The organism is Cupriavidus sp. KB_39 (assembly GCF_052114485.1).
Classification (GTDB): domain Bacteria; phylum Pseudomonadota; class Gammaproteobacteria; order Burkholderiales; family Burkholderiaceae; genus Cupriavidus.
In genome coordinates this window covers 71,804-98,643 of record NZ_JBFREV010000004.1, presented here as the reverse complement: position 1 = coordinate 98,643, position 26,840 = coordinate 71,804, and the positions used below count along the sequence as shown (strand labels likewise).

Sequence of the window (26,840 nt, the reverse complement as noted above, 5' to 3'; positions counted from 1 at the left end):
TTAGCTTTCAGAGCCGCGCAGGCGGCGCTTGAGTGTTGCGAAGGCCAAGTCGGGCACTTCAATTTGTTCTGCTGGGTGGTACGCAGCCATGACTTCCGAGACGGGGACGAATAGGTGCCAGTCCCGCAGGTTGGTATACGGCACCCCTACCATCACACCGAAGGGGACCGACTGCGACTCTCTTCTGTGCTGCCGGACAGCGACGATCAGGCACCCCAGGCCGTCAGGGATCGGCTCGGTCGGACCGCTGAAAAGATCGGTGTTGGCAGGTTCAAGCGGCTCGTTTACAGCAGCAATTGCCTCACGGTGCTTCGCTTGTCGAGGGGTGCGGTTATTGAAGGGCACACAAATCTGCCCGTAGCGAATCTCGCCGCATGCAACGAGGCTAAACCGCTCACCCTTGGGTTCGGTATGCGGGGCGGCAACCTCCATCCCAGCTTCCACTGCAGCCTTCCGCAGAGCCTCGTTGGAACGGTAGTGCTGCAATTGGGGCTGAACGCGGTATCGCTCCGGTTCCTCGAAGGTGCCGGCGTGCTGGTGCGCCGCAAAGTGTGCGGCTTCAATTTCTTCCACCACGCGCTGGAAAAAGACGGCAGGCGTCCGCGACGCGATGTACTGGATAAGCTGGTCCTTCATCGGACGCTGGACAACTTGCAGGTTCAAGTGACGCTCCATCTACATGAGACTCGGATTTGACCCTATCTTTTCTTCGTTTTGCATCGAAGTGCTGCTTAGTATAGCTGTTATTAAGCTGATGGCCGGAATTTTGATTGGCATTTCTGCGCGGCTGCACACCGCGCGCACGAGACCGATTTCCCCCGTATGCACCCACCCAACGCGCCCGCGCATCGACGCAGGCACGCGCATGAAACACGTAGCCCCCGCGTCCGCATGAAACGTGTCGCGCGCCTAGCCGTAGTGACGAGGCTTGGCAGGGTGGCCTCCAATGCCGCAAACCGCTGGGCCAAAAGTTCACGGTTATGAACCGGGCGCGGCGGGCCTCTCTTTCTTGGGTCAAAAGATACGATTGACACCTTATGGTCTGTGGGTCAGAATGCGGCGTATCTTCTGGCCCAACGGAGCAGCCATGACCCGAATCGCCTACTACCGCGTGTCCACCGCAGACCAATCCATCGAGGCACAGCGCGCTGCGCTAGGCGGGGGCTTTGACCACGAGTTCATGGACGAGGGCGTGTCCGGGGCAACTCAAGCGGCGAAGCGTCCCGGCTTTGCAAAGCTGCTTGAGTTCATCCGCAAGGGTGACAGCCTGCACGTGTACGCCATCGATCGGCTTGGCCGGGACAGCATCGACGTACAGCAGACCGTGCGCGTCCTCCTGGATAAGGGTGTGACGGTGGAAGTCCGGGGGCTGGGCCAGATTAGCGCGACGGGCGCGGGTGGCCTACTTCTGGCCCTCATGGCGCAGATGGCGGAGCTGGAGCGAGAGCGCATTCGGGAACGCACAGAGGCAGGCCGAGCCGTGGCGCGGGCCAGCTTGGCGGCCACGGGCCGTACGCACCGGGGTAAGGTCAGTCTTGGGCGACCCGTGGAGCATGACGCCGCTTCCATCGCAGCATGGCGCTCCGAGAACAAGGCCAGCATCGCAGAGACTGCTCGGCACTTCGGCACGTCCGAGAGCACCGTAAAGCGAGCCTTGAGGGGGTGAGGTGATAGTCTGAGGGCAGGGTGCGTACTCGGTACGCACTCTTTTCTCGGACTTCTCAATAGGTACTACGTACCTAATAGAGCGTGGATAGCTCGCCCTGGGGCTGTGGCGGCATGAAAGCTCAAGCACGGGTGCGACCGGGCGCGGCCACCCCGTACAGATTGTTAAGGCACCCACCCCGCTGTGCGCAACGCGCTGCCGCTGTTACAAAAATGTTCGGTAGTTGACACAAGCGATGCTGTCACGTGCCGAAGGTCGGAGGATTTCCCTCACTTCGCCTACCCGGAAACCCGCGTAGTAGAGCCGTTTCCTTCATTCCCCCTGAATACTTACAGTGTGACGGCGCGGGGAATCTCCGTGGCTACTGCCTGGAAATGTACCCGCGCTTGGTACATCGATCGCTCTTGAAAGGGGGGGCGGGGCCGGCCTAGGATGCGGTCCTCGCGTAGACAAACGCGATCGGGCTTGGCCGCCTGTAACCCAAAGACGCACAGTCGCCATGCTCGGCGCTATCATCTGTGCGCTGTCTCCGCACGCCCCCTTTCAATGGCGAGCCGGGGGCGGGGACACCTTCGGGTGTGCCGGTATCCTTTGGGGCCGGTCGGCCAACCCCGCCTTCGGCTCGCCGCCCGCATCTTGGCCGGTGCACGGCGGGCCTCCAACCATCCCAAGGAGGTCGCACTATGCGCCACGCAGTAACCCACACAAGTCAGCATTCCAATTTCCCCATCTACAGCCAGGGCGAACACGACGCCGCCTACGGCCTCGGCCAGTTCGGCGCGAAGTACTGGCCTGCCGCACGCAAGGCTATGCCATCGGGCAGCACGCTGCGGGATTGGCGGGACAAGTGCGCACGGGACTTCATCGCCAGCATGAGCCCGGAGGGTCATGGGTTGATACCGTCGATGCTGGCCGGGTTCGATGACGAGGCCGAGGACCGCTATGGGCTGGACGAGATGGCCGCAGAATCGCGTCGTGCCGTCGCTGCCGGAGACACTGTGCTGTGCGTTGACGTAGAAGACGCCGATGAGTGGCTGACGATGGGCAGGACGTACCGCGTGCGGGCCGTTATTGCGGATGTGCTGGTCATTACGGACGACACCGGGGACGAGGCGGCACGGCACCACGCCTCGCACTTCGTCCCTGTGTAAGCAGAGGGCGCGGTAGCGCGACGCTCCCAACCCTGCCGCGTTGAGTTCAAGGGCTGGTCTTCGGGCTGGCCCTTTTTCATTGCGTGCTCGCCCTCCGCAAATCCCTATTTCGTTTTCGTCCTACGAAACAGACAAGAGAAACGCCGACTGACCGGGTAACCGGGGAATAGGCAATTTGTATTCGTCCCACGCAAAAGACACACACCCATCCCACGCGGGACGGGGTTGTGCCGTCAGGAGTCGGGCGGCGTGCGTACTCGGTACGCGCTCCTTACGCGAACTTCTCAGTAGGTACTTTGTACCAACTAGAGCGCAGAACGATGGAAACCCAATGAGCACAGAGTTACAAGACAGCACCCAAGCGGAGGCAGAGCGCGTAAAAGAAATTGCCTCCCTCGGCAGGTTGGTCCAGGCAGGCAGGCTTTCCATTGAAGACATTTCAGCCCGCAAGCGGGAGGAGGTACGGAGCTACATCTCGGGGAACCGGGTGACTCCCCAGCGATTCCACGCCCAGCAAAACGCGGAGCTCAGGAAGTACTTCAGTGAGCGAAGCGCACAAGGATTCCAGTCCTACCGCGCGACGCAGAAGGACCATGACTACATCTTTGGCACCATCCTTGACAGGGTGGGCGCGGGGGATAAGCCCGCCGTTAAGCCCATGCTACGGGAGTACGGCGAACGGCAAGGATACGCGCCTGAATGGGCGGAGCGAGTAGCGGCCAAGCGTCAGCCAAAGCGGATGGCCAAGTCACTGAAGGCCCAGCAACACCACCCTGTTATCCAAGACCTAAAGGAAGGGCACATGCTTACGCAAACACATCAGTCTGCACTGAAGAACGCCACGTACAGCGGTCTAGCTGAGTTGCTATTCTCGGGATCACAGATCACCCGTGAGAAGCGGGCGATGCAAGCGCGTATGGACGCGCTAGAGGCACGTCTGGCGGCAGCCGAGGCTGACGTAGCCCGAGCCAACGCGCGCCTTGACGCCAAGGACGCTGGACTGGATTGGAAGGAAAAGGCCCGAGCGATTATTGCAGCAGAACCCTGTATCTCGAAGCGGGAGGTTGCTCGCCGGGTCGGTATGCACGAGAGCACTGTGCGCAAGTACCTATCCGGTTTGCATTGAGCCATGCCTAAGGGACAAGGTTCACGCAAGCATGATCCGCGCTGGGCCTTGTACGGAGTCCAGCCACGGACCAGAGTTCTAACTCGCCGTATCCGGGACATCGCCCGCCAGGACAGTGCCTTCACGGAGGAGCTACGAAAGCGAACAGAGTCGGCACGGGTTGACGCACTGATTGCAGGACAAGGCCGCTACTGGAGCGAGACACCTTGCCCGCGCTGCGGCAGCCCCCACAGACGTGTGTACGACCGCGCGTGCTGGGAGTGCTGGCAGCGAAAGCACCGACCCGCCGCAGTGTGGGATGCGATACGCACAGGCCGAGGCTACTTAGGCGGTAAGCGTAGCAGAGCCGGGTGGCTTGACCAGCAAGACGTGCGAAGGCGCGTCCGAGCCGGCGAATACAACTGCATCACCGAGGGCGAAGTCATCGCCCATGAGCACCCTGACGGGCGACTGGAGATAACCCAGCCACCGGCCCTTCAATGCCCCGACTTGCGGGCAGTTCACCACACCCGACTGTTTCAGCTTGCCGACGAGTACCCCGCGCTTGTGGAGGTGCTGCGCCGTGCTGGCTGGTCCATCAATTGACGAGGAAACCATGAGCGACACCAAAAAACACCCGCTGGAAGCGGACACCCAAGAGCGCGCCTTCTTTGAGGGCGCCGCCAGCAGCAACGCCAAAGCGGCCTACCGCCGCGCCGTGCTGCGCACGACCGGAGCCCTGCCATCATGGGCTGAACGTAAGCGCGCAGGGCGTAAGCCGAAGGCCGTCATCAAGGAGCAAGCATGACTCATGAGCACGACGGCGGTATGAGCGAAGCACCGGAAATTGCGCACTACGAGCGAAAGCCGTTCCTAGACCCACGGGAGAAGCTTGGCGAAATGCGCGTGACGCTCGCCAACCTGAAGGTTCAGCAGGCCGAGGCGGAGCAATGGGAATCGGAGCAGCGCGAGTGGAAGTCACTTGTCAAGTTAATGACGCCGGAGGAGTTCGACCGGGCATGGAAGAACTGCGACGAAGCGTGGGCTATCAACAAGCGACTACTTGAAGACGCCCTGTTTAGGAACTTTGCACTGCCGCTCTATTACCGTTGGCGGGCCGAAAAATGGACGCCGCGATTCGACCGCATCTCCAACCGCATCCTTCCTCGCAACAAGGGGTATCACGGCGCATTGTCCTGGGCGATGGTCTTGCGCATCAATGACCACCTCTACAAGCGAGTGCAGCGACCACCGTTCATCGCTGCTTGTGGTGCCGCAGCGGCCAAGTACAAGAATCAGCAGCCCAAGAGCAGCTTCTCCATTAGCACAGAGGCGTTCGTGTTGGAGTCCGAAATTGCTCTGCTGAATGACTCACGCTATGTCGAGCGCCTGCGCGTAGCGCATGAGGAAGCCGAAGATCGTAACGCCGAACGCTGGCCGCGAGAGCAGGCCCGCCACATAGAGCAGGCCAAGAAGCTCACCGAGGAACGCGCCAAGACTGCACGGCGTTGGGCAAAGGACATTCTGGCGGCAGAGCACGAGGGGAGGGACCTACCAGCCGAGCGACGCGACAAGTTCAGGGCGAACACGCGGGCAAAGCTCGAAGCCCAGCGCACCGCCCAGCGGGAGGCGGGGGCGGCTGCGCTCGCAAGCCGTAATGCCGGGATCGTTGCTGACATTGCCGCTGGGATGGCATCGGAGGACGTGGCCCGAAAGTACGACGTAGCCACCGCCACGGTGCGCGGTGTGCTGCATCGTGCAAGGGTGAGAAGCGGCGCACCTACCGTACTGAAGGCGAACCCGACGCAGGTAGCCGAGAGGAACGCCGCCATTGTCGCGGCGCGGGCTTCGGGCGAATCAGTCCAAGCCGTTGCCGATAGCTTCGGCGTATCAAAGAGCGTTGTCTACAACGTTACCCACGCAACAAGCAGGGAGGAGCAGTGATCGACCAAAACGACCTCGCGCATCCGGAAAACGTCCCACACGCCCCACGGTACTACAAGGCATGGCAGGCACGCCGCGAGGCAGAGCAGGCCGGCCTAACCGGACGCGAGCTTGAACGTCTGCGGGATGAGGAACTGCGTCTTCGCCGCGAGGTTATCAACCACGCGCTCCGACACACGCCGGACCGTATGCGTACCAGCGGCGGACGCAATCAGTACGTGAGCGCAGTGCGTTTGATGCAGCGACGTAACACTTAGACGGCAGCCCACGGGGCAGCGGAGATTAATCAAGCGGAGATAGTGGCCCACGCGACCAGCGCGCGACGGACGAATCGCTATCCAAAACAATTAGGAGAACACGATGAACGAAAACACCGGCACCAGCACCATGACCTTTTCGACTCCGGCCAGTGCGGGCGGCCAAGCTATGCCCGTTTCGCGGGATGCCCAGCGCCAGCAATGGCAACAAAGTCTGGATCACACCCAGGGCGGCACGTATGACCCGCGCTCTGGTACGGCCAACTTCGTCAGCGATGGCCGGCAGATGCATAGCGTGGAAGCAGATCCCACGGGATGGCTGCGTGCTCACGGCATCGTTGCGGTTAGCGACAGGACCGGCCAGCCGGTACAACCGAGCGTGACGCAAGCCCGACAGCTAGTGCAGGCGCACTTGAACAACCTTGCCATGAACGCGGGCTACGCGGGAGCGGCAACCGGGATCAGCGCGAACGACAACAGCCTGCCGCCGCAGTTTGCTCGCGTGCGGGGCCGCTTTGTGTGACCCGTATCGGAACGTATCGAAAGACCAAATCACTGTAAGGAGCAGGATCAATGAGTAATACCGTGAGCACTATCAAATCAGACATCTCGGCGCTGGAAGCGGCCATGCTGCCGAATCAAGAACTCGCCGCACGACTTGCACAGATGGAGGCCGCTGTGTCTGCACTGGCGCAGCAGGAGCGCAAGCTCGAAGCGTTGAGGGTTCGTCTAGGCGAGGCCGAACGAGCCGACGCGGGCCGCAAGGCCGCAATTGCGCGCTATACCATTGAGAGCATCTCATCCGGTGAAGGCTATGGCCTCGCTACGCCGCGCACTGTGCGCTTCACCGAGCGGTTCCATAACAGCATGATGGGAGTAGACGATACGCGCCCGGGCAAGATGCCGTTGCACGGGTGCACCGCTGGCGTATGGGCTGCCATCATGGCCGACCCGTCGAAGATTCCCGCCGAAATCCTGGCGCTCGATGCGGACCCCTCTGTCGCGGTGGACATCCACGCCAAGTTCTGTCGCCAAGGTTACGCGAGCCGCTGACATGACCAGCCTATCTCCTATGGAGGCCACGCGCCTCGCTAATCGGGAGGCAGCACAGCAGGGCGCGGGGGAACGCTACGTGGCGGTCCTCGCTACCTTTGCTGCCGCCAACAAAGACCATTCTGAGGTGCTGAAGCTGAATAGCGCCGCCCTTACAGCGGAGTCTCGACAACGGCTTGAGCGCGCGAAGGCGGCCCTAGCTGTGGCCCGCGCTGCCGTCATAAATGCCTCGTGGCAGGGGAAGCTGTCGAAGGTCGAGAACTTAAGCCACGCCGTGACGGTGCTTCTGGACGGCATTGTGGCGGATGCCCGCAGGCAAGCACCGTAGCAGTCAGCGTGCCGCGAGCCGGTGCAACTTGCACACATTCACCCCCGGCCAAGCGCCGGGGTTCTTATTTCTAGGGCGTGCTTACGCAGCACGCCTCACAAGAGGACATTCACAATGACAATTCCTGATTCCTTTGCCCTCACTTCCAGCGGCCAAGTGGTTCTACAGGACGCGGTTCAGACAACGGGGCCGGCAACGCGAATCGACGGGGCGGCTTCAACAGCCGTCCCCCGTGCTGTTGGCGCGGAACTCGCACCGACCGACTGGAACGGCATCGCGCAGACGGGCATGCGCTCGCTCGAAGCAGTGAACAAGCTGGCTGACGGCGTGCTTAAGCCCTACGTGGAGCGGCTGGAGAAGCAGCAGTATTTCGAGGGGATGTCCAAGGTCGTGCAGGGGCAGACGCTCCAGCAGATCGAGAAGGACGACCCGTGGTACATGCAGGTGTTCGGCCCGTCCGCCACGGTGCGCGGCGCGCAGGCGATGACAGCCACGACCGCGCTTCAGCAGGCCGAGACGGACTTCATGTCCAACATGGACACGCTGCGCCGACAGTCGCCTGATCAGGTGCGGCAGTTCCTCGTGCAGCAGGCTACCAACCTGGGGAACACCGGCGACCCGCTGGTGGACGCCACGGTGCAGTCGAAGCTGGCTGAGTCGTGGGGGCCGATGCTGAAGACCCACATGCGAGAGCACCTCGCGTGGCAGCAGCAGGACATGCTGGACAAGCAGACCAACCTGAACCTCTCGATCGGCAACGGCATGCGGGCGCAGCGCACGGCGAACTCGACAGGCTGGGACCCGGCTGAGAAGGAGTCCGCTTACGCGAACGCTGTGGCCGCCGCTGCGCCGGCTCCAGGCCAGTCGCAGGACTCGTGGAACAAGGGTATGGCGCAGTCCCTCGTGGCCTCCCTACAGAACGGCAACTTCGACCACTACGAGGCGATCAAGGCCAGCCCCTTGTGGAACCAGATCAACGTGAAGGTGCGCGAGCAGATCGAGGAGGCCATGCCTCAGTTCGTGATGAAGGACGCGCACCAGAACCCTGCGATCACCGGCATCACGAACAACCTCGCCGGCTTCGAGTTCACCCTGGCCCACGGGGCGTCCGGCATCACGACGACGCGGGAGTTGGACGCGCACATTGACGACTACAACGACAAGTTCGCGCAGCGCACCGGCGCGGGCGCGCCGCTGATCGACAACTCGAAGCGCGCGGCCCTGCACAAGCAATGGCTGGCGGGACAAGCCGCGATGCAAAAGGCTGCCGCCTCGGCTGCGGGGGCTGACGGCAAGTACATCGATTCGGCGAATTTCGCTAGTACAGCGTTCACCACGGGCAACCACTTTACGCTCAAGGGGCTGGAGCTAGACCGTAAGGCGGTGGCCGACACCATGAACGAGACGTTCGACCGAGAAGTGGGGAGCAACGACCCTGCGCGGATCACGAACTACTTCCGCCGAGCAGCGCAGGTTTCCGTGGCCGAAAGCATGCGCAGTCCGAAATTGGAACAGATGCTCCAGATTGGCGTCAACGGTTTCCTGACGGGCGGTAGTGCTGCGCCGACGAAGGAGCAGATTCAAGCGTTGGCATGGGCCGGCGCGCTGTACCAGTCCGGTGACAATGGCCCGGAGGCGCTGGTGAACTATCTCGGGGCTGACAAGGCTGCCAAAGTGGCCGGCTTCCTGAACAGTGGCACGGACATCAATGACCCGAAGGGGGTGATCGAGTACCGCACTGCGATGCAGAAGGGTCGCCCCGACATCTCTCCGACAGGTGACGAACGAAGGAAGGTTCGTTCGATCATCCAGTCAGAGAACCCCGGTTGGCTGAAGCAGTTGGTCCCGTTCCTCGGTGGTCAAGGCATGCTGTCGAAGTACAAGCTAACGGACGAGACGGTATCGAACCTGGAGAAGACTGTCGCCCCGGATGCCGTGCGCTATGCGACGGCGAACAACTTGCCACTGGAGACGGCCACGAAGCTCAAGCTGGCGGACACGCTGAAGAACGCGGACTTGCTACCCGGCACGATCATTCCGGCACAGGGCAATGTGCAGGGCGACCGGTCGCTCAACGCGGCGGTCAATCGCATCCTTCCCGGCGTAGGTGTGCAATCCACTGAGGTGTACCAGACGGCGGTGCAGAACGTCATCAACACGCAGCTTACGGCTGGCGTGAAGGCGGCGGGTGGCGACATGTCGAACTTCAATGCTAACGATTACGTGATCCGAAGTGGGCAGCAAGTAGGCAATGGAATGCTCCTACTGTTTTTGTTTCCGAAGGACGCAACCAAGGCTGCAACGCTTGGCCCGGCGCAGGTAAGCATCACACCGCAACCCGTGGCCGACGAGATTACGCGCCTCACCAAAGAGCGTGGCACACGCAAGTCGTATGAGTCTGCACAATCACCGACCCTCGATCCGCAAGGGTTCGAGGAGAAGCGAAAGCAAGCTATGCGCAAGGCTGGCCTTCTCGTTGACTAACGTAGCCTGCTTTTTGGGGGGGCGAACAGGCGCGCCTTGTGCTGCCTCTGCTCGTTGATCTTCCCTCGGCACCCGTCAGTGGTGGGGTGTTGGGAGAGAGCAACGAGGCGGAAGGCGTTCTCGGTTAGATTCCTGGATGGGGTGGCGCGGGCTTCGGCCCGAGCGCCGCCTCGCACGAACACAGAACGATAAATGAGGTCGGGTCGATGGGACGTAGGAGAAAGGAGCCGTCGCTTAGCGACGTATTGTTGGATTCGCCTTGGTGGGTATCCGCAGCACTGGCCGTGGCCGCTTACATTGTCTTTCGCGGCGTCTTGCCCGCTGCGCTCGCATCGAATCCTTTCCTTGCGGGCATCGTGATGATGAGCCGATCGCTGGCGTGGGTTCCAGCAACGTTGTTCGCGTTCCTGGGACTGCTGTCGTTCATCCGCGAACGGCGGCAGAAGAACCGTAACGCAGGGGAGGGGCCGCAGCCTAGAGCGCGGCGCCCATCTGTGAGACAACCACGACAGCCCAGGCCAACGTCCTCGGGAGCGAGGCAGCAAGCCAGCGCGCCCGATAAATCAACCGGCTTCCAGCGATCAGTATCGTCAGCAGAGAAACCGGAAATAAATAGCTGGACGCTGGACGCGCTCAAGATTCTGGAGTGGAAGCGATTCGAGTTGCTGTGCGTCGGGTACTACGAGGCTATGGGATTCACCGTCAAGACGGTGCCACATGGCCCAGACGGCGGGATTGACGCCACTCTTTACAAGGCAGGGCTGGATACCCCGGTTGCCGTCGTGCAATGCAAGGCTTGGAGCAAACCAGTCAAGGTGGTGGAGGTTCGCGCGTTGGCTGGCGTAATGCATGAGCACAAGGTGCGCAGGGGCGTGTTCTGGTCTCTGTCTGGCTATGTAGGGCGACCGGTGCAAGAGTCGGCAGAGCGAGCCGGTATCCAACTGCTTGACGGTCCGGCCATCATTGAACGGATTCGCGCGCTGGACCAATACAAGCAGTCAACGCTGCTGGCGCAGGCATTTAAGGGGGATTACCGGACGCCGACATGTGCCGCCTGTGGCGTGAAGATGGTTGAGCGCGAAGGCAAGGCCGGACCGTTTTGGGGTTGCATAAACTATCCCCCTTGCAGGGTCAGGCTGCCCCGCGCTGTTTAACCTTAGAGTCAGCCGAGCTTCTCGGCCAGCTTCGCCGCATCCAGGTGGGTGTACCGCTTGAGCATCCGCAGGTCCTTGTGACCGGACACGCTGGACACTTCCATCTGATTCAGGCCCTTCTCGAACATGCGACTGACAGCCTCGTGGCGAAGGTCGTGGAAGTGGAAGTTCTCCAACTTGGCGCGGTCCACTGCGCGGATGAAGGCGCGCTTAAGAGCATCGGCAGTGACCTCCTTGAAGACTCGGCCAGTCATGTCCTCCGGGGCGGTGGCGCGACGGCGTAGGACTTCCATGGCATTCGTGCTAAGCGGCACGCCTCGGCCCTCGCCGTTCTTCGTCATACCTTCGAGCAGGCGGATAGTGCGGCGCGGGATGCTGACTTGGCCCCAATCCAGCCCGAGTAGTTCGGACTGGCGCATGCCTGTCTCAATGGCGAGTTCCACCACGTCCCGCAGGTAGCCGCCCCTGCTCTCGTCGCAAGCCGCCAGTAGGGCAGTCTCCTCGTCGGGGGAGAGCCTTCGGTCACGGGGAGGGGGATTCTTCGGTCGTTGTACATCCGATACCGGATTGACGCCACCGGACACGCCCCATTCTTTCCGAGAGTACTCAATCATGTGGTGCAGGATGTTGAGTTCCCGGTTGACGGTGGATGCCGCCACCTTCTTCAGGCGCTCGTCGCGGAACTCCCGCACAGCGTCACTCGTGAGCGTACCCACGGTGTACCTCGGGATTTGACTTCGCTGGATGGCCCGGACGTGGTGCTTCTCGGTTTCGGCGCTTTTCTTACGGGGAGTGACTTCAGTGAGGTAGCGGTCCATAAGGTCCGCCATTGAAGTCTTGGAACTCGGCAGTGCCCGCTTGGTTGCGCCGTTGCCGAGACTCGATTCGGTCTCGGCGGTCCAAGCCGCTGCTTCGTCTTTAGAGGGGAATGTCTTCGAGATGATGGGGAATCCGACCTTGCGCACCTTGGCTTGGTAGGAAACGTTCCCCTTGCTGTCTTCCCGGCGAATGATTGTACCCATGAGCAAAACCTCCAGAAACTTCGTTGGAGGCTGCTGTGCCCATAGTTGTACCCGGCTGACAGTGTCAACTGCCGTTATCGCCTGGAAACCAGCATAAATACTGGTGGGTGGTACAGGGATTGAACCTGTGACCCCTGCCGTGTGAAGGCAGTGCTCTACCGCTGAGCTAACCACCCCTTGCTGCGTCGGCGTCGTTGTTGCGTGACGTCGTGCAGTGGAGAAACGAGATTATGCAGATGCCGCAGTATCTTGTAAAGCCCTTTTTTCGGCATTCCGCGAAAAACTTCGCGGGTTACTGCAGCGTCGGCGTCGCTTCGGCGGCGTCCTGCCAGACGGTCTTGCCGCCGCTGGCCTTGTCGAGCTCCTTCAGCACGCCCATGTGGGCGGTGACTTCGTCGTCGGTGGCCAGCAGCACGGGCAGGGTCAGGGCGGAGAGGTCCGCCGCGGCCTGGGCGCCGGCGCCGTGGGGGCCGGCGTCGAGCATGTCGATGACCAGCGAGTTCTGGCCGCGCGTCATGGCCAGGTAGACCTCGGCGAGCAGTTCCGCGTCCAGCAAGGCGCCGTGCAGGGTGCGGTGGGCGTTGCTGATGCCGAGGCGGTCGCACAGRGCATCGAGCGAATTCCGCTTGCCCGGGAACATCTGGCGYGCCTCGCGCAGCGTATCGATCACGTTGGCGGCGTGCGAGCGGAAGGGCTGGTGGCCCAGCCGCTGGAATTCCATGTCGAGGAAGCCCAGGTCGAACGCCGCGTTGTGGATGATCAACTCGGCGTCCTGCACGAATTCGCGGATGTCGTGGACGACTTCGGCGAATTTCGGCTTGTCGGCCAGGAAATCGAGCGTGATGCCGTGGACGGCGATGGCGTCCTCGTGGATGTCGCGCTCGGGGTTGACGTAGTAGTGCAGGTGGCGGCCGGTCAGGCGCCGGTTCACCAGTTCCACGCAGCCAATTTCGATCAGGCGATCGCCGGTGGCGTGGTTCAGGCCGGTGGTTTCGGTGTCGAGAACGATCTGTCGCATGGCGGGCATTCTAACGGAGACGGGGTGGTTACACGGCGATGGACGCCACGCCGCGATTCGCCAGCGCGTCGGCCCGCTCGTTGCCCGGGTGGCCRTTGTGGCCGCGCACCCAGTGCCAGGAAATGGTGTGCGGCTGGCGCGCTTCGTCGAGTTGCTGCCACAGGTCGGCGTTCTTCACCGGCTTCTTGTCGGCCGTCTTCCAGCCGCGCGCCTTCCAGCCGGTGATCCACTCGCTGATGCCTTTCTGGACGTATTGCGAGTCCGTATAGACCTGGACCACGCACGGRCGCTTCAGGGAGCGCAGCGCCTCGATCACGGCCATCAGCTCCATGCGGTTGTTGGTGGTCGGGTTCTCGCCGCCGAACAGTTCTTTCTCATGGGTGCCCGCGATGAGCACGGCGCCCCAGCCGCCGGGGCCGGGGTTGCCCTTGCAGGCACCGTCGGAGTAAATCGTAACTTCTTGCATGGCGTGGTAGATGGGTTCAGCGATGGTCGCGCGGCGTCTTGCCGTGCGTGCCGGTGGGCGTGGCCACCGGGGCGGAGACTGGCGCCAGCGCGGATTTCGGACTTTTCCAGGCCGGGCCGACGAGTCGGATGTTCTTCACCCGCTTGACCGCCGAGATCATGTAGACGGCGCCGAAGATGGGCCACCAGCGGTCGCCGGCCTTCTCCATGAACGCGCTGCGTTGCAGCCAGCGCTCGGTGCGGTAGGGCGGGCAGTAGCAGCCAAAGCGGCCGCGAATGATATCGAACCCGAGCAGCTTGAGCCAGTCCTTGATGCGAACGAAACCCATGGTCTGGGCGTCGCTGGGCAGGAAGGGCAGGGCGCCGAGCCGGTTCAGGCCCTGGCGGGCGCCCCACAGGCTCATCGGGTTGAAGCAGGTCACCACGATGCGGCCTTCGGGCATCAGCACGCGGGAGACCTCGCGCAGCACTTCGTGCGGRTCTTCCGAGAATTCCAGGATGTGGGGCAGGGTGACGAGGTCGATGCTCTGGGTGTCGAACGGCARCTCGTCGAAGCGGCACAACAGTTGGCGGGCGTCCGGATGGGCGTCGCGCGGGCCGTGGGGGCCGGCGCGGCCGTCCAGCGCCAGTGCCGAGAACGGCATACGGTTCTCGCGCAGCGTGTCGATGGCGGGCAGGCCCATCTGCACGGCGTGATAGCCGAAGATGTCCGCCACGACCTGGTCGTACTGGCGCGACTCCCATTCCAGCACGTACTGGCCGGGCGGCGAGGCGAGCCATTCTTCCCAATCTATAATCGGTCGGTTGGACATAGGAGCACTCATGTTGAAAGTGGAGCCAATCCCCGCATTCCAGGACAACTATATCTGGGCGATCCATGACGGGCATAGCGCCGCCATCGTCGACCCCGGCGAGGCTGCGCCCGTGGCGCGATTCCTGGCCGAGCGCGGGCTGGCACTGGGCGCTATTGTAATCACCCATCACCATGGCGATCACCAGGGTGGGGTGGCGGACCTGCTGGCGGACCATCCCAAGGGGCCCGATGGCGCCCCGGTGCCGGTGGTCGGGCCGGCCAGCGAACGTATCGGCCACCGCACCCAGGCGGTGCGCGAGGGCGACACGGTGACGCTGCGCCATCCGGCTGCCACCTTCCGGGTGATCGACGTACCGGGGCACACCGCCGGCCATGTGGCCTATGCGGGCGACCTGCCCGGCGCCGGCCCGGTGGTCTTCTGCGGCGACACCCTGTTCGCCAGCGGCTGCGGGCGGCTGTTCGAGGGCRCGCCGGCGCAGATGCTGGCCTCGCTGGACAAGCTCGCCGCGCTGCCGGGCGACACCCGCGTCTACTGTGCCCACGAGTACACGCGCAGCAATGTGCGCTTTGCGCAGGCGGTGGAGCCGGCCAATGCGGACCTCGCCGCCTGGGCGGCCCGCGTGGATGCGCTGCGCGAAGCTGGCACGCCCACCGTGCCGACTACCGTGGCGCACGAGCGCGCGGTCAATCCGTTCCTGCGCTCGCGCGAGCCGGCAGTGCGCCGGGCCGTCCAGGCCCAGGGSGCGGATATGAGTACCGACGCGGCGGCTTTCGGCGCGCTGCGCGGCTGGAAGGACAACTTCCGCTGAGCGGGCGCAGGGCTTCCGCTGACCCCGGGCCGGCGCGCGGGGAGGGATCGAAAAGGACATCGAATTTGTCCGAAACAGGCCGGCAGATCGGCCGATCGCGGGAAAATCTCATTGACGCCAACGGGGCTTTTCCATAGGATCGGGCCACCTTTTTTTGGCGTCACTTCAGAGAAATTCATGCAATTTGGTCGATTTCTGGCGGTAGTTGCGTGTGCGGCGCTGGTTGCAGCCTGCGCCAGCACACCCACCCCGCCCGCYGGCGAGATGGCCGGCACGACGACCGCCCTCGAATCCGGTCCGCCCAAGGACCCGCTCAATACGCTCAACAGCACCGGCAAGGCCGGCTCGCTGGCCAGCACCACCGTGGTCAACGTGGACCAGGTCAGCCTCGACTGGCTGCGCGGCCCGTCGAACGATATCTGGGACCGCATTCGCCGTGGCTTTGCCATGCAGGACCTCGAGGGCACGCTGGTCGACGACCGCACCCAGTGGTACGCGGCACGCCCTGACTATATGGAGCGGATGGTGGGGCGGTCGAGCCGCTACCTGTACCACATCGTGGAAGAGTTGGAGCGGCGCAAGATGCCCACGGAACTGGCCCTGCTGCCGTTCGTGGAGAGCGCGTTCAATCCGCAGGCGGAATCCACGGCCAAGGCGGCCGGCATGTGGCAGTTCATCCCGAGCACGGGCAAGTCCTAYAACCTCAAGCAGAACATGTTCCGCGACGAGCGGCGCGATGTGCTGGCTTCCACGGATGCCGCGCTCGACTATCTCTCGCGCCTGTACGACATGTTCGGCGACTGGCACCTGGCCCTGGCCGCGTATAACTGGGGCGAGGGCGCCGTGTCGCGGGCCATCGCGCGCAACCAGGCGCGCGGGCTGCCCACGGACTACGCCAGCCTGACCATGCCGAACGAGACGCGCTACTACGTGCCCAAGCTGCAGGCGGTGAAGAACATCATCGCCAACCCGGCCGCGTACGGCGTGAAGCTGCCCGAGATCCCCGATCACCCGTATTTCGTCACGGTGACCACCTCGCGGGACATCGACGTGGCGCTGGCCGCCAAGCTCGCCAACATGCCGCTGGACGAGTTCAAGGCGCTGAACCCCTCGTTCAACCGCCCGGTGATCCTCGGCGCGGCCAATCCGCAGATCCTGCTGCCGTTCGATAACGCCGAGCGCTTCCAGTTCAACCTCAATACGTACCGGGGCGGGCTGTCGAGCTGGACGGCGGTGACCGTGGACAGCCGCGAGCGCGTGGAGTCGCTGGCCGCGCGGCTCAATGTCGATGCGGACACGCTGCGTGAGATCAACCGCATTCCCAAGGGCATGCGCCTGAAGGCTGGCTCGACGGTGATGATTCCGCGCTCGGAGCGGCATGACCAGGACATCAGCGCCTCGCTGGTGGACACGGCGATGCTGTCCGTGGAGCCGGATGTGCCSGATGCCAAGCGCATCGTCGTGCGGGCCAGCCGSCGCGACACGGTGGTGTCGGTGGCGCGCCGCTACGGTGTTTCGCCGCGCCAGGTGCAGTCGTGGAACAAGCTGTCGGGCAGCAAGCTCGTGGCGGGCCAGAGCCTCGTGCTGATGGTGCGGCCCAACTCGCCGGCCGCCGCCCGCGCCGCGCGTGACGACGATGACGACACCCCGGTGCGTGCCGCCACCCGTGGCAAGCCGGAGCCCAAGGGCCACACCGTCAACAAGTCCGCCAAGGCGGAAAAGACCGAGAAGGCCGAGCCGCGCAAGCGCGTGGTGGTGGAAGCCACCCCGCGCAAGGGCGCGGCCAAGCCCGCATCCAAGGCCGCGCCGGCCAAGGTCGTGCGCGAGGCCAAGCCGTCGCCGGCGCCCAAGGCCAGCGCCAGCAGCAAGAGCAAGGTCCACTGAGACCGGGAGACGCCGCGCCCCTTCCATGGCGGCGCGGCGTCTCTTTCCCCGCAGTCTTCCCCCCAGCTTCACCCCGAGCTTCACCCCGAGCTTCACCCCATTTCCCCCGATAGACCGGCGCCGCACGCGCTGGCACACTGGCCGTCGACCAAAGACACGCCGGATAAGGCGGAGGAGACACACCATGACGGCAAGCCGTGCCCTGCATGCGCGATCGCTGTCCGACCCGGCGGGGTTCTGGGCGGAACAGGCGAAGCGGATCGACTGGGAAACGCCCTTCGAAACGGTACTCGACGACAGCCGGCCGCCCTTCGCCCGCTGGTTCGTCGGCGGGCGCACCAACCTCTGCCACAACGCCATCGACCGCCATCTGGCGGACCGCGCCGGCCAGCGCGCGCTGATCTACGTGTCGACCGAGACGGACCAGCAGCGCGTCTACACCTACGCCCAGCTCCATGACGAAGTGCAGCGCATGGCCGCCATCCTGCAGGGGCTCGGCGTGGGCAAGGGCGACCGCGTGCTGGTGTACATGCCGATGATTCCCGAGGCGATGTTCGCGATGCTGGCCTGCGCCCGCATCGGCGCCGTGCATTCGGTGGTCTTCGGCGGGTTTGCCTCGGTGAGCCTCGCCGCGCGCATCGACGATGCCAAGCCGAGCGTGATCGTCAGCGCCGACGCGGGCTCCCGCGCCGGCAAGGTGGTGCCCTACAAGCCGTTGCTGGACGAGGCGATCCGGCTGGCCGGCCATCATCCCGACAAGGTCCTGCTGGTCAATCGTGGCCTCGCGGACATGCCGGTCACCGCTGGCCGCGACGAGGACTACGCCGCCTGGCGCGAGCGCGTGGCCGGGCAGGTGGTGCCCTGCGCCTGGCTGGAGTCGAGCGAGCCTTCGTACGTGCTCTACACCTCCGGCACCACCGGCAAGCCGAAGGGCGTGCAGCGCGACACCGGCGGCTATGCGGTGGCGCTGGCCACGTCGATGGAATACATCTTCTGCGGCAAGCCCGGCGACACGATGTTCACGGCATCGGATATCGGCTGGGTGGTGGGGCACAGCTACATCGTCTACGCGCCGCTGCTGGCGGGCATGGCCACGGTCATGTACGAAGGCACGCCGATCCGGCCCGATGGCGGCATCCTCTGGCAGATCGTGGCGGAGCACGGCGTGAACATCATGTTCAGCGCGCCCACGGCGATCCGCGTGCTCAAGAAGCAGGACCCGGCGCTGCTGCGGCGCCACGACCTGTCCAGCCTGCGGCTGCTGTTCCTGGCCGGCGAGCCGCTGGACGAACCTACCGCGCGCTGGATCCAGGACGGCATCGGCAAGCCCGTGGTGGACAACTACTGGCAGACCGAGTCCGGCTGGCCGATCATCGCCATCCAGCGCGGCGTGGAGCCGCTGCCGCCCAAGCTCGGCTCCCCCGGCGTACCGGCCTATGGCTACGACCTGCGCATCGTGGATGAGGTGACCGGCGAGGAATGCGCGCCGAACCAGAAGGGCGTGGTGGCCATCGACTATCCGCTGCCGCCGGGCTGCATGAGCACGATCTGGGGCGACGACGCGCGCTTCGTGAAGACCTACTGGTCCGCCGTGCCGAATCGCCAGTGCTACTCGACCTTCGACTGGGGCGTGCGCGACGAAGACGGCTACGTCTTTATCCTGGGCCGCACCGACGATGTGATCAACGTGGCGGGGCACCGGCTGGGCACGCGCGAGATCGAGGAAAGCCTGTCCTCGCACGCCGGCGTGGCCGAGGTGGCCGTGGTGGGCGTGCAGGACGCGCTCAAGGGGCAGGTGGCGATGGCGTTCTGCATCGCCCGTGACGCGGCGCGCACCGCTACGCCGGCGGACTGCCAGGCGCTGGAGGGCGAGCTGATGAAGACRGTGGACCAGCAACTGGGCGCGGTGGCGCGGCCGGCGCGGGTCTATTTCGTCAACGCACTGCCCAAGACGCGTTCCGGCAAGTTGCTGCGCCGCGCGATCCAGGCCGTGGCCGAGGGCCGCGACCCCGGCGACCTGACCACAATTGAGGATCCCACAGCACTTGAGCAGGTCAAGACCGCCATGGCGGGCTGACTGTCTATATATATAGGGGCGAAGTCTGCACGGCTCGGGGAGGCATCCTTCGACCGCGCAGATTTCGCTTGCCACGACTTCCCATGCGGCCTAATATTTTAAGCATCAAATATTTAACCATGATGTAGTGAGGCGACCCTATGCGCGTGCTTTGCATTGGTGGTGGGCCATCGGGCCTGTATTTCGGGCTGCTGATGAAGCTGCAGGACCCCGCCAACGACGTAGTGGTGGTGGAGCGCAACCGGCCGTACGACACGTTCGGCTGGGGCGTGGTGTTCTCCGATGCCACGCTCGAGAACCTGCGCCAGGCCGACCCCGTGAGTGCGCGCGAGATCGACGCCGCGTTCAACCACTGGGACGACATCGACATCCACATCGGCGGCCGCACCATCCGCTCGGGCGGCCACGGCTTTATCGGCATCGGCCGCAAGCGGCTGCTGAACATCCTCCAGGCGCGCTGCGAGGYGCTGGGCGTGCGGCTCGTGTTCGAGACCGATGTGGCCGATGACCAGGCGCTGGCGCGCCAGTACGGCGCCGATCTGGTGATTGCCTGCGATGGGATCAACAGCCGCATCCGCACGCGTTACGCCGAGACCTTCGCRCCGGACATCGACACCCGCCAGTGCCGCTTCGTCTGGCTCGGCACGCACAAGCTGTTCGACGCCTTCACGTTCGCGTTCGAGAAGACCGAGCACGGCTGGTTCCAGGCTCACGCSTACCGCTTCGACGACACCACGTCCACGTTTATCGTCGAAGCCCCGGAGCGCGTCTGGCGCGACGCTGGCATCGAGCAGATGAGCCAGGAAGAGGGCGTGGCCTTCTGCGAGCGCCTGTTCGCGCGCCATCTGGACGGCCATCCGCTCATCAGCAACGCCACCCACCTGCGCGGCTCGGCCAACTGGATTCGCTTCCCGCGTGTGATCTGCCATCGCTGGGTGCACTGGAACACGCTGGACGATGGGCGCCGGGTGCCGGTCGTGCTGATGGGCGACGCGGCGCATACGGCGCATTTCTCGATCGGCTCGGGGACCAAGCTGGCGCTGGAGGATGCAATCGACCTCGCCAACGCCATCGGACGCGCGCACGGCGGCATCGACGGCCTGCCCGAGGCGTTGACGCACTATGAGGCCACTCGCAGCGTGGAGGTGCTCAAGATCCAGAACGCCGCGCGCAACTCCACGGAATGGTTCGAGAACGTGGAGCGCTACGCGGACAGCCTCGCGCCGGAGCAGTTCGCCTACTCCTTGCTCACCCGCTCGCAGCGCATCTCCCACGAGAACCTGCGCGTGCGCGATGCCGGCTACGTGGCGGACTTCGAACAATGGCTGGCCGCCCAGGCCGGCGTGCCGCCCGAGACGCTGCACCTGCGCGCCGCCGATCCCCAACACGGCCTGCCGCCGATGTTCACGCCGTACCGCGTGCGCGGCGTCACCCTCAAGAACCGCGTGGTGGTCAGCCCGATGGCGATGTATTCGTCGGTCGATGGCGTGCCGGGCGATTTCCACCTCGTGCACCTGGGCGCGCGGGCGCTGGGCGGGGCGGGCATGGTCGTGGCCGAGATGACCTGCGTGTCCCCGGACGCGCGGATCACGCCGGGCTGCCCCGGGCTGTGGAACGACACYCAGCGCGATGCGTGGCGCCGGATCGTCGATTTCGTCCACGCCAACAGCGACGCGAARATCGCCATCCAGCTGGGCCATGCGGGCCGCAAGGGCTCGACCCAACTGGGCTGGGAGAAGATGGACTATCCGCTGGCCGAGGGCAACTGGCCGCTGATCTCCGCGTCGCCGCTGCCCTATCTGCCCGGGATCTCGCAGATGCCGCGCGAGATGACGCCCGCCGACATGGCGCAGGTGCGCGATGACTTCGTGGCCAACGCGCGCCGCGCGGCGGAGGCGGGCTTCGACTGGCTGGAGTTGCACTGCGCCCACGGCTACCTGCTCTCCAGCTTCATCTCGCCGCTGACCAACCTGCGCACCGATGCCTATGGCGGCACGCTGGCGAACCGGCTGCGCTTTCCGCTCGAAGTCTTTACCGCCGTGCGCGCGGTCTGGCCGGCGGAGCGGCCGATGTCGGTGCGGATTTCCGCGCACGACTGGGTGGAGGGCGGCATCACCGCCGACGACGCGGTGGCCATCGCGCGCGCGTTCAAGGCGGCCGGCGCGGACATGATCGACTGCTCTTCCGGGCAGGTCAGCCCCGATCAGGCGCCCGTCTATGGCCGGATGTACCAGACGCCGTTCGCGGACCGCATCCGCAACGAGGCTGGCATTGCGACGATTGCCGTCGGCGCCATCTTCGAGGCCGACCATGTGGACAGCATCGTCGCAGCGGGCCGGGCCGACCTGTGCGCGATTGCCCGCCCGCATCTGGCCGACCCGGCCTGGACGCTGCACGAGGCCGCGCGGCTCGGCTTCCGCGACGTAACCTGGCCGAAGCAGTACGTGGCCGGCAAGCGCCAGCTCGAAACCAATATGGAGCGCGCGGCGGCCACGGCCGGCGTGCCGCCGGGGAAGTGACCATGAGCCTATCCCCATCGCCATCATTGAYTGGCAAGCACGCGCTCGTCACCGGCGGCGGACGCGGCATCGGGGCCGCCATCGCGCGYCAGTTACTGGGCGAAGGGGCCAGCGTGACGCTGCTGGGCCGCGACGCTGCCACGCTCGACGCCACCGTCACCGCGCTGCAGGCGCACCGGCTCGGCGACGCCTCGGTGGGCGCCGTGTGCGCCGACATCGCCGAGCCCGCCAGCGTGGAAGCCGCCTTTGCCGCCGCCACCGAGGCGCGCGGCGCCATCACCGTGCTGGTCAACAACGCCGGGCAGGCGCACAGCGCGCCGTTCGGCAAGACTGATCTCGCGCTGTGGCAGCGCATGCTCGACGTCAACCTGACCGGCACCTTCCTGTGCACGCAGGCCGCGCTGCCGGCGATGCTGGACGCGGGCTGGGGGCGCATCGTCAACGTGGCGAGCACGGCAGGGCTGATCGGCTACGGCTACGTCAGCGCCTACTGCGCGGCCAAGCACGGCGTGATCGGCCTCACGCGGGCGCTGGCGCTGGAGCTGGCCGCCAAGGGSATCACCGTCAACGCGGTCTGCCCCGGCTACACCGAAACCGACATCGTGCGCGACGCGGTGGCGAATATCGTCGGCAAGACCGGCCGCACCGAGGCGGAGGCCCGGGCCGAACTGGCCGCACGCAATCCGCAGCGCCGGCTGGTGCAGCCGGACGAGGTGGCCGATGCCGTGGCGTGGCTGTGCCGCCCCTCGGCGTCCGCCATCACCGGGCAGGCCGTGCCCGTGGCGGGCGGCGAGGTCATGGCCGGCTGACATCGAACAAATTCGAGAACAAATTCGAGAGCGAGAGAGACAACCCATGAGCGAGATCGCACTGCACATGCACCACCACAAGCGCCCGTTWGCCGACTACCAGCCCAGGCACTTCCTGTGGACGGTGTCCGGCGACGGCAAGGTGGCCACCATCACGCTGAACCGGCCAGAGCGCAAGAACCCGCTGACCTTCGATTCGTACGCGGAGCTGCGCGACCTGTTCCGCGGTCTCTGCTACGCCACCGACATCAAGGCCGTGGTGGTGACCGGCGCGGGCGGCAATTTCTGCTCGGGCGGCGATGTGCACGAGATCATCGGCCCGCTCACCAAGATGAGCATGCCCGAGCTGCTCGATTTCACCCGCATGACCGGCGACCTGGTCAAGGCGATGCGCGCCTGCCCGCAGCCGGTGATYAGCGCCATCGACGGCATCTGCGCCGGGGCCGGGGCGATGATGGCGCTGGCCTCGGATCTGCGCCTCGGCACCCCGCAGGCGAAGACGGCCTTCCTGTTCGTGCGCGTGGGGCTGGCCGGCGCGGACATGGGCGCGTGCTCGCTGCTGCCGCGCGTGATCGGACAGGGCCGGGCGAGCGAGCTGCTCTACACGGGCCGCGCGATGACCGCCGAGGAAGGCCAGCAATGGGGCTTCTTCAACGCGCTGCACGCGCCGGACGCCGTGCTGGCCGCTGCCCAGACGCTGGCCGCCCAGATCGCGGCGGGGCCGACCTTTGCCCATGGCGTGACCAAGAAGCTGCTGCATCAGGAATGGAACATGGGGCTGGACGAAGCCATCGAGGCCGAGGCCGAGGCGCAGGCCATCTGCATGCAGACGAAGGACTTCCGCCGCGCCTACGACGCCTTCGTGGCGAAGCAGAAGCCGGTRTTCGAGGGCGATTGAGGCTGATTGAGGCCGGGGAGCATCCATGAGCGACAAGACCTACATCGACCTGCCGTTTTTCGACGATGCGCACCGGGCGCTGGAGCGTGACCTCGATGCGTGGTGCCGCACCGCGCTGGCCCACGTCGATCACACCGATACGGACGCCGCCTGCCGCGCGCTGGTGCGGCAACTCGGCGACGCCGGCTGGCTGCGCTACTGCGTGCCGGCCGCCCATGGCGGCGCGCTGCCGGCGCTGGACTCGCGCGCGCTGTGCCTGCTGCGCGAAACGCTGGCCCGCCACGATGGGCTGGCCGACTTCGCCTTCGCGATGCAGGGGCTGGGCTCGGGTGCGATCACGCTGGCCGGCAGCGACGCCGTGCGCGCCCACTACCTGCCGCACGTGGCCCGCGGCGAGGCCATCGCCGCGTTCGCGCTGTCGGAGCCCGAAGCCGGCTCCGATGTGGCGGCGATGCAATGCAGCGCGCGGTTGTCCGAGGACGGCAGCCACTACGCGCTGAACGGCAGCAAGACGTGGATTTCGAACGGCGGCATCGCCGATTTCTACTGCGTGTTCGCCCGTACCGGCGAGGCGCCGGGCGCGCGCGGCATCACCGCCTTCGTGGTGGATGCCGACACGCCGGGCCTGCGCATCGCCGAGCGGATCGACGTGATCGCCCCGCATCCGCTGGCCACGCTGCAATTCGACGAYTGCCGCGTGCCCGTGGGCCAGCGGCTGGGCGAGSCGGGGCAGGGCTTCAAGGTGGCGATGATGACGCTCGACATCTTCCGCGCCTCGGTGGCGGCGGCCGCGCTGGGCTTCGGCCGGGCCGCGCTGGACGATGCGCTGGCGCGCGCCACCAGCCGCCCGATGTTCGGCGGCGTGCTGGCGGACCTGCAACTGACGCAGGCCGCCATCGGCGACATGGCCACGGCGGTGGACGCCGCCGCGCTGCTGACCTACCGTGCCGCGTGGCTGCGCGACGTGCGGGGGGTGCGCACCACCCGCGAGGCGGCCATGGCCAAGATGGTGGCCACCGAGAACGCCCAGCAGGTCATCGACCGTGCCGTGCAGATGTTCGGCGGGCTCGGGGTGAAGGTCGGCACGCGCGTGGAAAGCCTGTATCGCGAGATCCGCTCGCTGCGGATCTACGAGGGCGCCACCGAGGTGCAGAAGCTGATCATCGCGCGCGAGACGCTGGCCGCGGCCGAGCGCAGCCGGTCGTAAATCGACGAAAACAGGAGAGACAAGCATGGTCGCCCCCGCCCCTGCCACCGCCGCTTCCACTTCCACTTCCACTTCCACGCGCGATACCGTGGTCGAYACCTTCGCTCGCGACCGCCTGCCGCCGCCCGAGCAATGGCCCGAATTCCGCTTCAACGCCGACACCACCTATCCGGCGCGGCTGAACGCCGCCGAGGCGCTGGTGGACCACCACGTKGCAGCCGGGCAGGGCGCCCGCGTGGCCATTCGGCACGAGCGCGACGGCCGCATCGAGACCGTGACCTATGCYGAACTGGCCGCGCTGGTCAGCCGCATTGCCCATGTGCTGGTGGAAGACATGGCGCTGGTGCCCGGCAACCGCGTGCTGCTGCGCGGGCCGAACAACCTGATGATGGCGGCCTGCTGGCTGGCCACGCTCAAGGCCGGGCTGATCGCCGTGCCGACCATGCCGCTGCTGCGCGCGAAGGAGCTGAAGCAGGTCATCGACAAAGCCGAGGTGGGCGCGGCGCTCTGCGATGCCCGGCTCCAGGCCGAACTCGACGCCAACCGGCTGGCCGGCGGAGAGCACTTCTGCCCCAGCCTGAAGACGGTGCGCTACTTCAACGGCACCGGCCCGGACGCGCTGGAGACGGCGCTGGCCAGCAAGCCCGACACCTTCACCGCCTGCGACACCGCTGCCGACGACACCTGCCTGATCGCCTTCACCAGCGGCACCACCGGCCAGCCCAAGGGCACGATGCACTTCCACCGCGACGTGCTGGCGATGTGCGACCTGTTCCCGCGCCAYGTGCTCAAGCCCACGGCGGACGAYATYTTCTGCGGCACGCCGCCGCTGGCGTTCACCTTTGGGCTGGGCGGCATGCTGTGCTTTCCGCTGCGGATCGGGGCGAGCACGGCGCTGGCCGAGAAGCTCACGCCCGAGACGCTGCTGAAGCTGATCCAGGACCATCGCGCCACCATYGTCTTCACGGCGCCGACCTTCTATCGCCAGATGGCGACGCTGGCGCCCCAGTTCGACCTGTCCAGCCTGAAGAAAAGCGTCTCCGCCGGCGAGGCACTGCCGGACGCCACGCGCCAGGCGTGGAAGGCGGCCACCGGCATCGAGATGACCGATGGGCTGGGCGGCACCGAGATGATGCACATCTTCATCTCCAGCGCCGGCGCCGACGTGCGCCCCGGCGCGGTGGGCCGCGTGGTGCCGGGCTACGAGGCCCGCATCGTCGATGAAGCCATGCAGCCGGTGCCGCCGGGCACGGTCGGCAAGCTGGCCGTGCGCGGGCCCACGGGCTGCCGCTACCTGGACGACCCGCGCCAGACCAACTACGTGCGCGATGGCTGGAACCTGCCGGGCGACACCTTCCTGGCCGACGCCGATGGCTACTACTTCTATCAGGCGCGCTCGGACGACATGATCATCTCGGCCGGCTACAACATCGCCGGACCCGAGGTGGAAGGCACGCTGATGCGCCACGAGGCCGTGGCCGAGTGCGGCGTGGTGGGCGCGCCGGACCCGGAGCGCGGGCAGGTGGTGATGGCCTACGTGGTGCTGCGCCCCGGCGTGGAGCCCGGCGACGCCATGCGCGCCGCGCTGCAGGCCTACGTGAAGCGCGAGATCGCGCCCTATAAATACCCGCGCCGGATCGAGTTCGTGGCCGCGCTGCCGCGCACCGAGACGGGCAAGCTGCAACGGTTCCGGCTGCGCCAGCTGGCGACCGAGACCGCCGAGACCGGCGCGGAAGGCACCAAGCCATGAGTGACGTGTTCCGCAACACGGTGCGGGTGCGCTTCAAGCACTGCGACACGGCCGGCATCGTGTTCTATCCGCGCTACTTCGAGATGCTCAACGACTTCATCGAAGACTGGTTCGCCGATGGGCTCGACTGGCCGTTCGACGCCATGCACCTCGCCGGCCACGCCGGCGTGCCGACCGCCGAACTGCAATGCCGCTTTACCGCGCCGAGCCGGCTGGGCGAACTGCTGACCCGCGAGTTGCGTGTGACGCACATCGGACGGACCAGCTTCGCCATCGACACCCGCTTCGCCGGGCCGGACGGCGAGACGCGCCTGACCGTGGGCCAGCGGCTCGTCTGCGTCGATACTCAAACCATGACGCCAACGCCGCTGCCCGACCGGGTACGCATCGCGATGGCGCGTTTCCTTCATCCCCACGCATAACCGG

General features: G+C 65.4%; 24 protein-coding genes and 1 tRNA gene. 19 read left to right on the top strand and 6 right to left on the bottom strand.

The window, feature by feature from the left end; genetic code table 11:
- The gene (locus AB4Z27_RS04390) at window positions 1–663 is read right to left on the bottom strand and encodes a hypothetical protein (RefSeq protein WP_441643972.1); all 663 of its coding nucleotides are present in this window, start codon (window positions 661–663) and stop codon (window positions 1–3) included.
- Window positions 664–1,087: 424 nt separating this feature from the next.
- On the opposite strand from AB4Z27_RS04390, the gene AB4Z27_RS04385 reads away from it, so the two are divergent.
- The 10 genes from AB4Z27_RS04385 to AB4Z27_RS04340 all read left to right on the top strand — a co-directional run bounded on the left by AB4Z27_RS04385 (window position 1,088) and on the right by AB4Z27_RS04340 (window position 11,142).
- A complete protein-coding gene (locus AB4Z27_RS04385; RefSeq protein WP_441643971.1) occupies window positions 1,088–1,666 on the top strand; it encodes a recombinase family protein in 579 nt (192 codons plus the stop codon).
- 683 nt (window positions 1,667–2,349) lie between these two features.
- On the top strand, window positions 2,350–2,817 hold the full coding sequence (locus tag AB4Z27_RS04380) for a hypothetical protein (protein WP_441643970.1): 468 nt from the start codon (window positions 2,350–2,352) through the stop codon (window positions 2,815–2,817).
- A 331-nt stretch (window positions 2,818–3,148) separates the two neighbouring features.
- Window positions 3,149–3,943, top strand: coding sequence for a hypothetical protein (locus AB4Z27_RS04375; RefSeq protein WP_441643969.1), 795 nt, complete (start codon window positions 3,149–3,151; stop codon window positions 3,941–3,943).
- Window positions 3,944–4,538: 595 nt separating this feature from the next.
- The gene (locus AB4Z27_RS04370; RefSeq protein WP_441643968.1) at window positions 4,539–4,730 is read left to right on the top strand and encodes a hypothetical protein; all 192 of its coding nucleotides are present in this window, start codon (window positions 4,539–4,541) and stop codon (window positions 4,728–4,730) included.
- A complete protein-coding gene (locus tag AB4Z27_RS04365) occupies window positions 4,727–5,866 on the top strand; it encodes a hypothetical protein (RefSeq protein ID WP_441643967.1) in 1,140 nt (379 codons plus the stop codon). Before AB4Z27_RS04370 ends, AB4Z27_RS04365 begins: the two co-directional genes overlap by 4 nt.
- 360 nt (window positions 5,867–6,226) lie before the next feature.
- Window positions 6,227–6,646: a hypothetical protein gene (locus tag AB4Z27_RS04360; protein WP_441643966.1), complete on the top strand. Its 420-nt coding sequence runs from the start codon at window positions 6,227–6,229 to the stop codon at window positions 6,644–6,646.
- A gap of 50 nt (window positions 6,647–6,696) precedes the next feature.
- The gene (locus AB4Z27_RS04355; RefSeq protein ID WP_441643965.1) at window positions 6,697–7,176 is read left to right on the top strand and encodes a hypothetical protein; all 480 of its coding nucleotides are present in this window, start codon (window positions 6,697–6,699) and stop codon (window positions 7,174–7,176) included.
- Between the two features lies 1 nt (window position 7,177).
- Complete coding sequence (locus AB4Z27_RS04350; RefSeq protein ID WP_441643964.1) at window positions 7,178–7,504, top strand: hypothetical protein; 327 nt, start codon at window positions 7,178–7,180, stop codon at window positions 7,502–7,504.
- A gap of 114 nt (window positions 7,505–7,618) precedes the next feature.
- A complete protein-coding gene (locus tag AB4Z27_RS04345) occupies window positions 7,619–9,988 on the top strand; it encodes a hypothetical protein (protein ID WP_441643963.1) in 2,370 nt (789 codons plus the stop codon).
- A gap of 284 nt (window positions 9,989–10,272) precedes the next feature.
- Window positions 10,273–11,142, top strand: coding sequence for a restriction endonuclease (locus tag AB4Z27_RS04340; RefSeq protein WP_441643962.1), 870 nt, complete (start codon window positions 10,273–10,275; stop codon window positions 11,140–11,142).
- 8 nt (window positions 11,143–11,150) lie between these two features.
- On the opposite strand, the gene AB4Z27_RS04335 is transcribed toward AB4Z27_RS04340, so the two are convergent.
- From AB4Z27_RS04335 to AB4Z27_RS04315, 5 genes are all read right to left on the bottom strand, one after another.
- The gene (locus tag AB4Z27_RS04335) at window positions 11,151–12,164 is read right to left on the bottom strand and encodes a tyrosine-type recombinase/integrase (RefSeq protein WP_441643961.1); all 1,014 of its coding nucleotides are present in this window, start codon (window positions 12,162–12,164) and stop codon (window positions 11,151–11,153) included.
- Window positions 12,165–12,265: 101 nt separating this feature from the next.
- A tRNA-Val gene (locus tag AB4Z27_RS04330) sits at window positions 12,266–12,340 on the bottom strand.
- Window positions 12,341–12,456: 116 nt separating this feature from the next.
- Window positions 12,457–13,182 (bottom strand): DNA polymerase III subunit epsilon, encoded by a 726-nt coding sequence (dnaQ, locus tag AB4Z27_RS04325; RefSeq protein ID WP_092290837.1) that lies wholly within the window; start codon window positions 13,180–13,182, stop codon window positions 12,457–12,459.
- A 28-nt stretch (window positions 13,183–13,210) separates the two neighbouring features.
- Entirely contained in the window at window positions 13,211–13,648 is a 438-nt protein-coding gene (gene rnhA, locus AB4Z27_RS04320) for a ribonuclease HI (protein ID WP_092289838.1), read from the bottom strand.
- Window positions 13,649–13,664: 16 nt separating this feature from the next.
- The gene (locus AB4Z27_RS04315; protein WP_092289837.1) at window positions 13,665–14,459 is read right to left on the bottom strand and encodes a class I SAM-dependent methyltransferase; all 795 of its coding nucleotides are present in this window, start codon (window positions 14,457–14,459) and stop codon (window positions 13,665–13,667) included.
- 10 nt (window positions 14,460–14,469) lie between these two features.
- On the opposite strand from AB4Z27_RS04315, the gene gloB reads away from it, so the two are divergent.
- The 9 genes from gloB (at window position 14,470) to AB4Z27_RS04270 (ending at window position 26,836) form a co-directional block, all read left to right on the top strand.
- A complete protein-coding gene (gene gloB / locus AB4Z27_RS04310) occupies window positions 14,470–15,270 on the top strand; it encodes a hydroxyacylglutathione hydrolase (RefSeq protein WP_441643960.1) in 801 nt (266 codons plus the stop codon).
- 177 nt (window positions 15,271–15,447) lie between these two features.
- Window positions 15,448–17,154 carry a transglycosylase SLT domain-containing protein gene (locus tag AB4Z27_RS04305; RefSeq protein WP_441643959.1) on the top strand — a complete coding sequence of 569 codons (1,707 nt, stop codon included), beginning with the start codon at window positions 15,448–15,450 and terminating at the stop codon, window positions 17,152–17,154.
- Between the two features lie 184 nt (window positions 17,155–17,338).
- Complete coding sequence (locus AB4Z27_RS04300; RefSeq protein WP_441590509.1) at window positions 17,339–19,231, top strand: propionate--CoA ligase; 1,893 nt, start codon at window positions 17,339–17,341, stop codon at window positions 19,229–19,231.
- 140 nt (window positions 19,232–19,371) lie between these two features.
- On the top strand, window positions 19,372–21,750 hold the full coding sequence (locus tag AB4Z27_RS04295) for a bifunctional salicylyl-CoA 5-hydroxylase/oxidoreductase (protein WP_441643958.1): 2,379 nt from the start codon (window positions 19,372–19,374) through the stop codon (window positions 21,748–21,750).
- A 2-nt stretch (window positions 21,751–21,752) separates the two neighbouring features.
- Entirely contained in the window at window positions 21,753–22,559 is an 807-nt protein-coding gene (locus tag AB4Z27_RS04290) for an SDR family NAD(P)-dependent oxidoreductase (RefSeq protein ID WP_441643957.1), read from the top strand.
- Window positions 22,560–22,605: 46 nt separating this feature from the next.
- Window positions 22,606–23,457, top strand: coding sequence for an enoyl-CoA hydratase family protein (locus tag AB4Z27_RS04285; RefSeq protein ID WP_441643956.1), 852 nt, complete (start codon window positions 22,606–22,608; stop codon window positions 23,455–23,457).
- Between the two features lie 25 nt (window positions 23,458–23,482).
- Entirely contained in the window at window positions 23,483–24,664 is a 1,182-nt protein-coding gene (locus AB4Z27_RS04280) for an acyl-CoA dehydrogenase family protein (RefSeq protein WP_441643955.1), read from the top strand.
- Window positions 24,665–24,689: 25 nt separating this feature from the next.
- Window positions 24,690–26,414 (top strand): AMP-binding protein, encoded by a 1,725-nt coding sequence (locus tag AB4Z27_RS04275; protein ID WP_441643954.1) that lies wholly within the window; start codon window positions 24,690–24,692, stop codon window positions 26,412–26,414.
- Window positions 26,411–26,836: an acyl-CoA thioesterase gene (locus AB4Z27_RS04270; protein WP_441590504.1), complete on the top strand. Its 426-nt coding sequence runs from the start codon at window positions 26,411–26,413 to the stop codon at window positions 26,834–26,836. Before AB4Z27_RS04275 ends, AB4Z27_RS04270 begins: the two co-directional genes overlap by 4 nt.
- The last annotated feature ends 4 nt before the right edge of the window (window positions 26,837–26,840 follow it).

Excerpts from the sequence above, each read along its gene's own strand:
- AB4Z27_RS04375 (WP_441643969.1), top strand. The coding sequence starts at position 3,149 with ATGAGCACAGAGTTACAAGACAGCACCCAAGCGGAGGCAGAGCGCGTA.
- AB4Z27_RS04335 (WP_441643961.1), bottom strand. The coding sequence starts at position 12,164 with ATGGGTACAATCATTCGCCGGGAAGACAGCAAGGGGAACGTTTCCTAC.
- AB4Z27_RS04345 (WP_441643963.1), top strand. The coding sequence starts at position 7,619 with ATGACAATTCCTGATTCCTTTGCCCTCACTTCCAGCGGCCAAGTGGTT.
- AB4Z27_RS04370 (WP_441643968.1), top strand. The coding sequence starts at position 4,539 with ATGAGCGACACCAAAAAACACCCGCTGGAAGCGGACACCCAAGAGCGC.
- AB4Z27_RS04385 (WP_441643971.1), top strand. The coding sequence starts at position 1,088 with ATGACCCGAATCGCCTACTACCGCGTGTCCACCGCAGACCAATCCATC.
- AB4Z27_RS04355 (WP_441643965.1), top strand. The coding sequence starts at position 6,697 with ATGAGTAATACCGTGAGCACTATCAAATCAGACATCTCGGCGCTGGAA.
- AB4Z27_RS04350 (WP_441643964.1), top strand. The coding sequence starts at position 7,178 with ATGACCAGCCTATCTCCTATGGAGGCCACGCGCCTCGCTAATCGGGAG.
- AB4Z27_RS04270 (WP_441590504.1), top strand. The coding sequence starts at position 26,411 with ATGAGTGACGTGTTCCGCAACACGGTGCGGGTGCGCTTCAAGCACTGC.
- AB4Z27_RS04365 (WP_441643967.1), top strand. The coding sequence starts at position 4,727 with ATGACTCATGAGCACGACGGCGGTATGAGCGAAGCACCGGAAATTGCG.
- AB4Z27_RS04360 (WP_441643966.1), top strand. The coding sequence starts at position 6,227 with ATGAACGAAAACACCGGCACCAGCACCATGACCTTTTCGACTCCGGCC.
- AB4Z27_RS04380 (WP_441643970.1), top strand. The coding sequence starts at position 2,350 with ATGCGCCACGCAGTAACCCACACAAGTCAGCATTCCAATTTCCCCATC.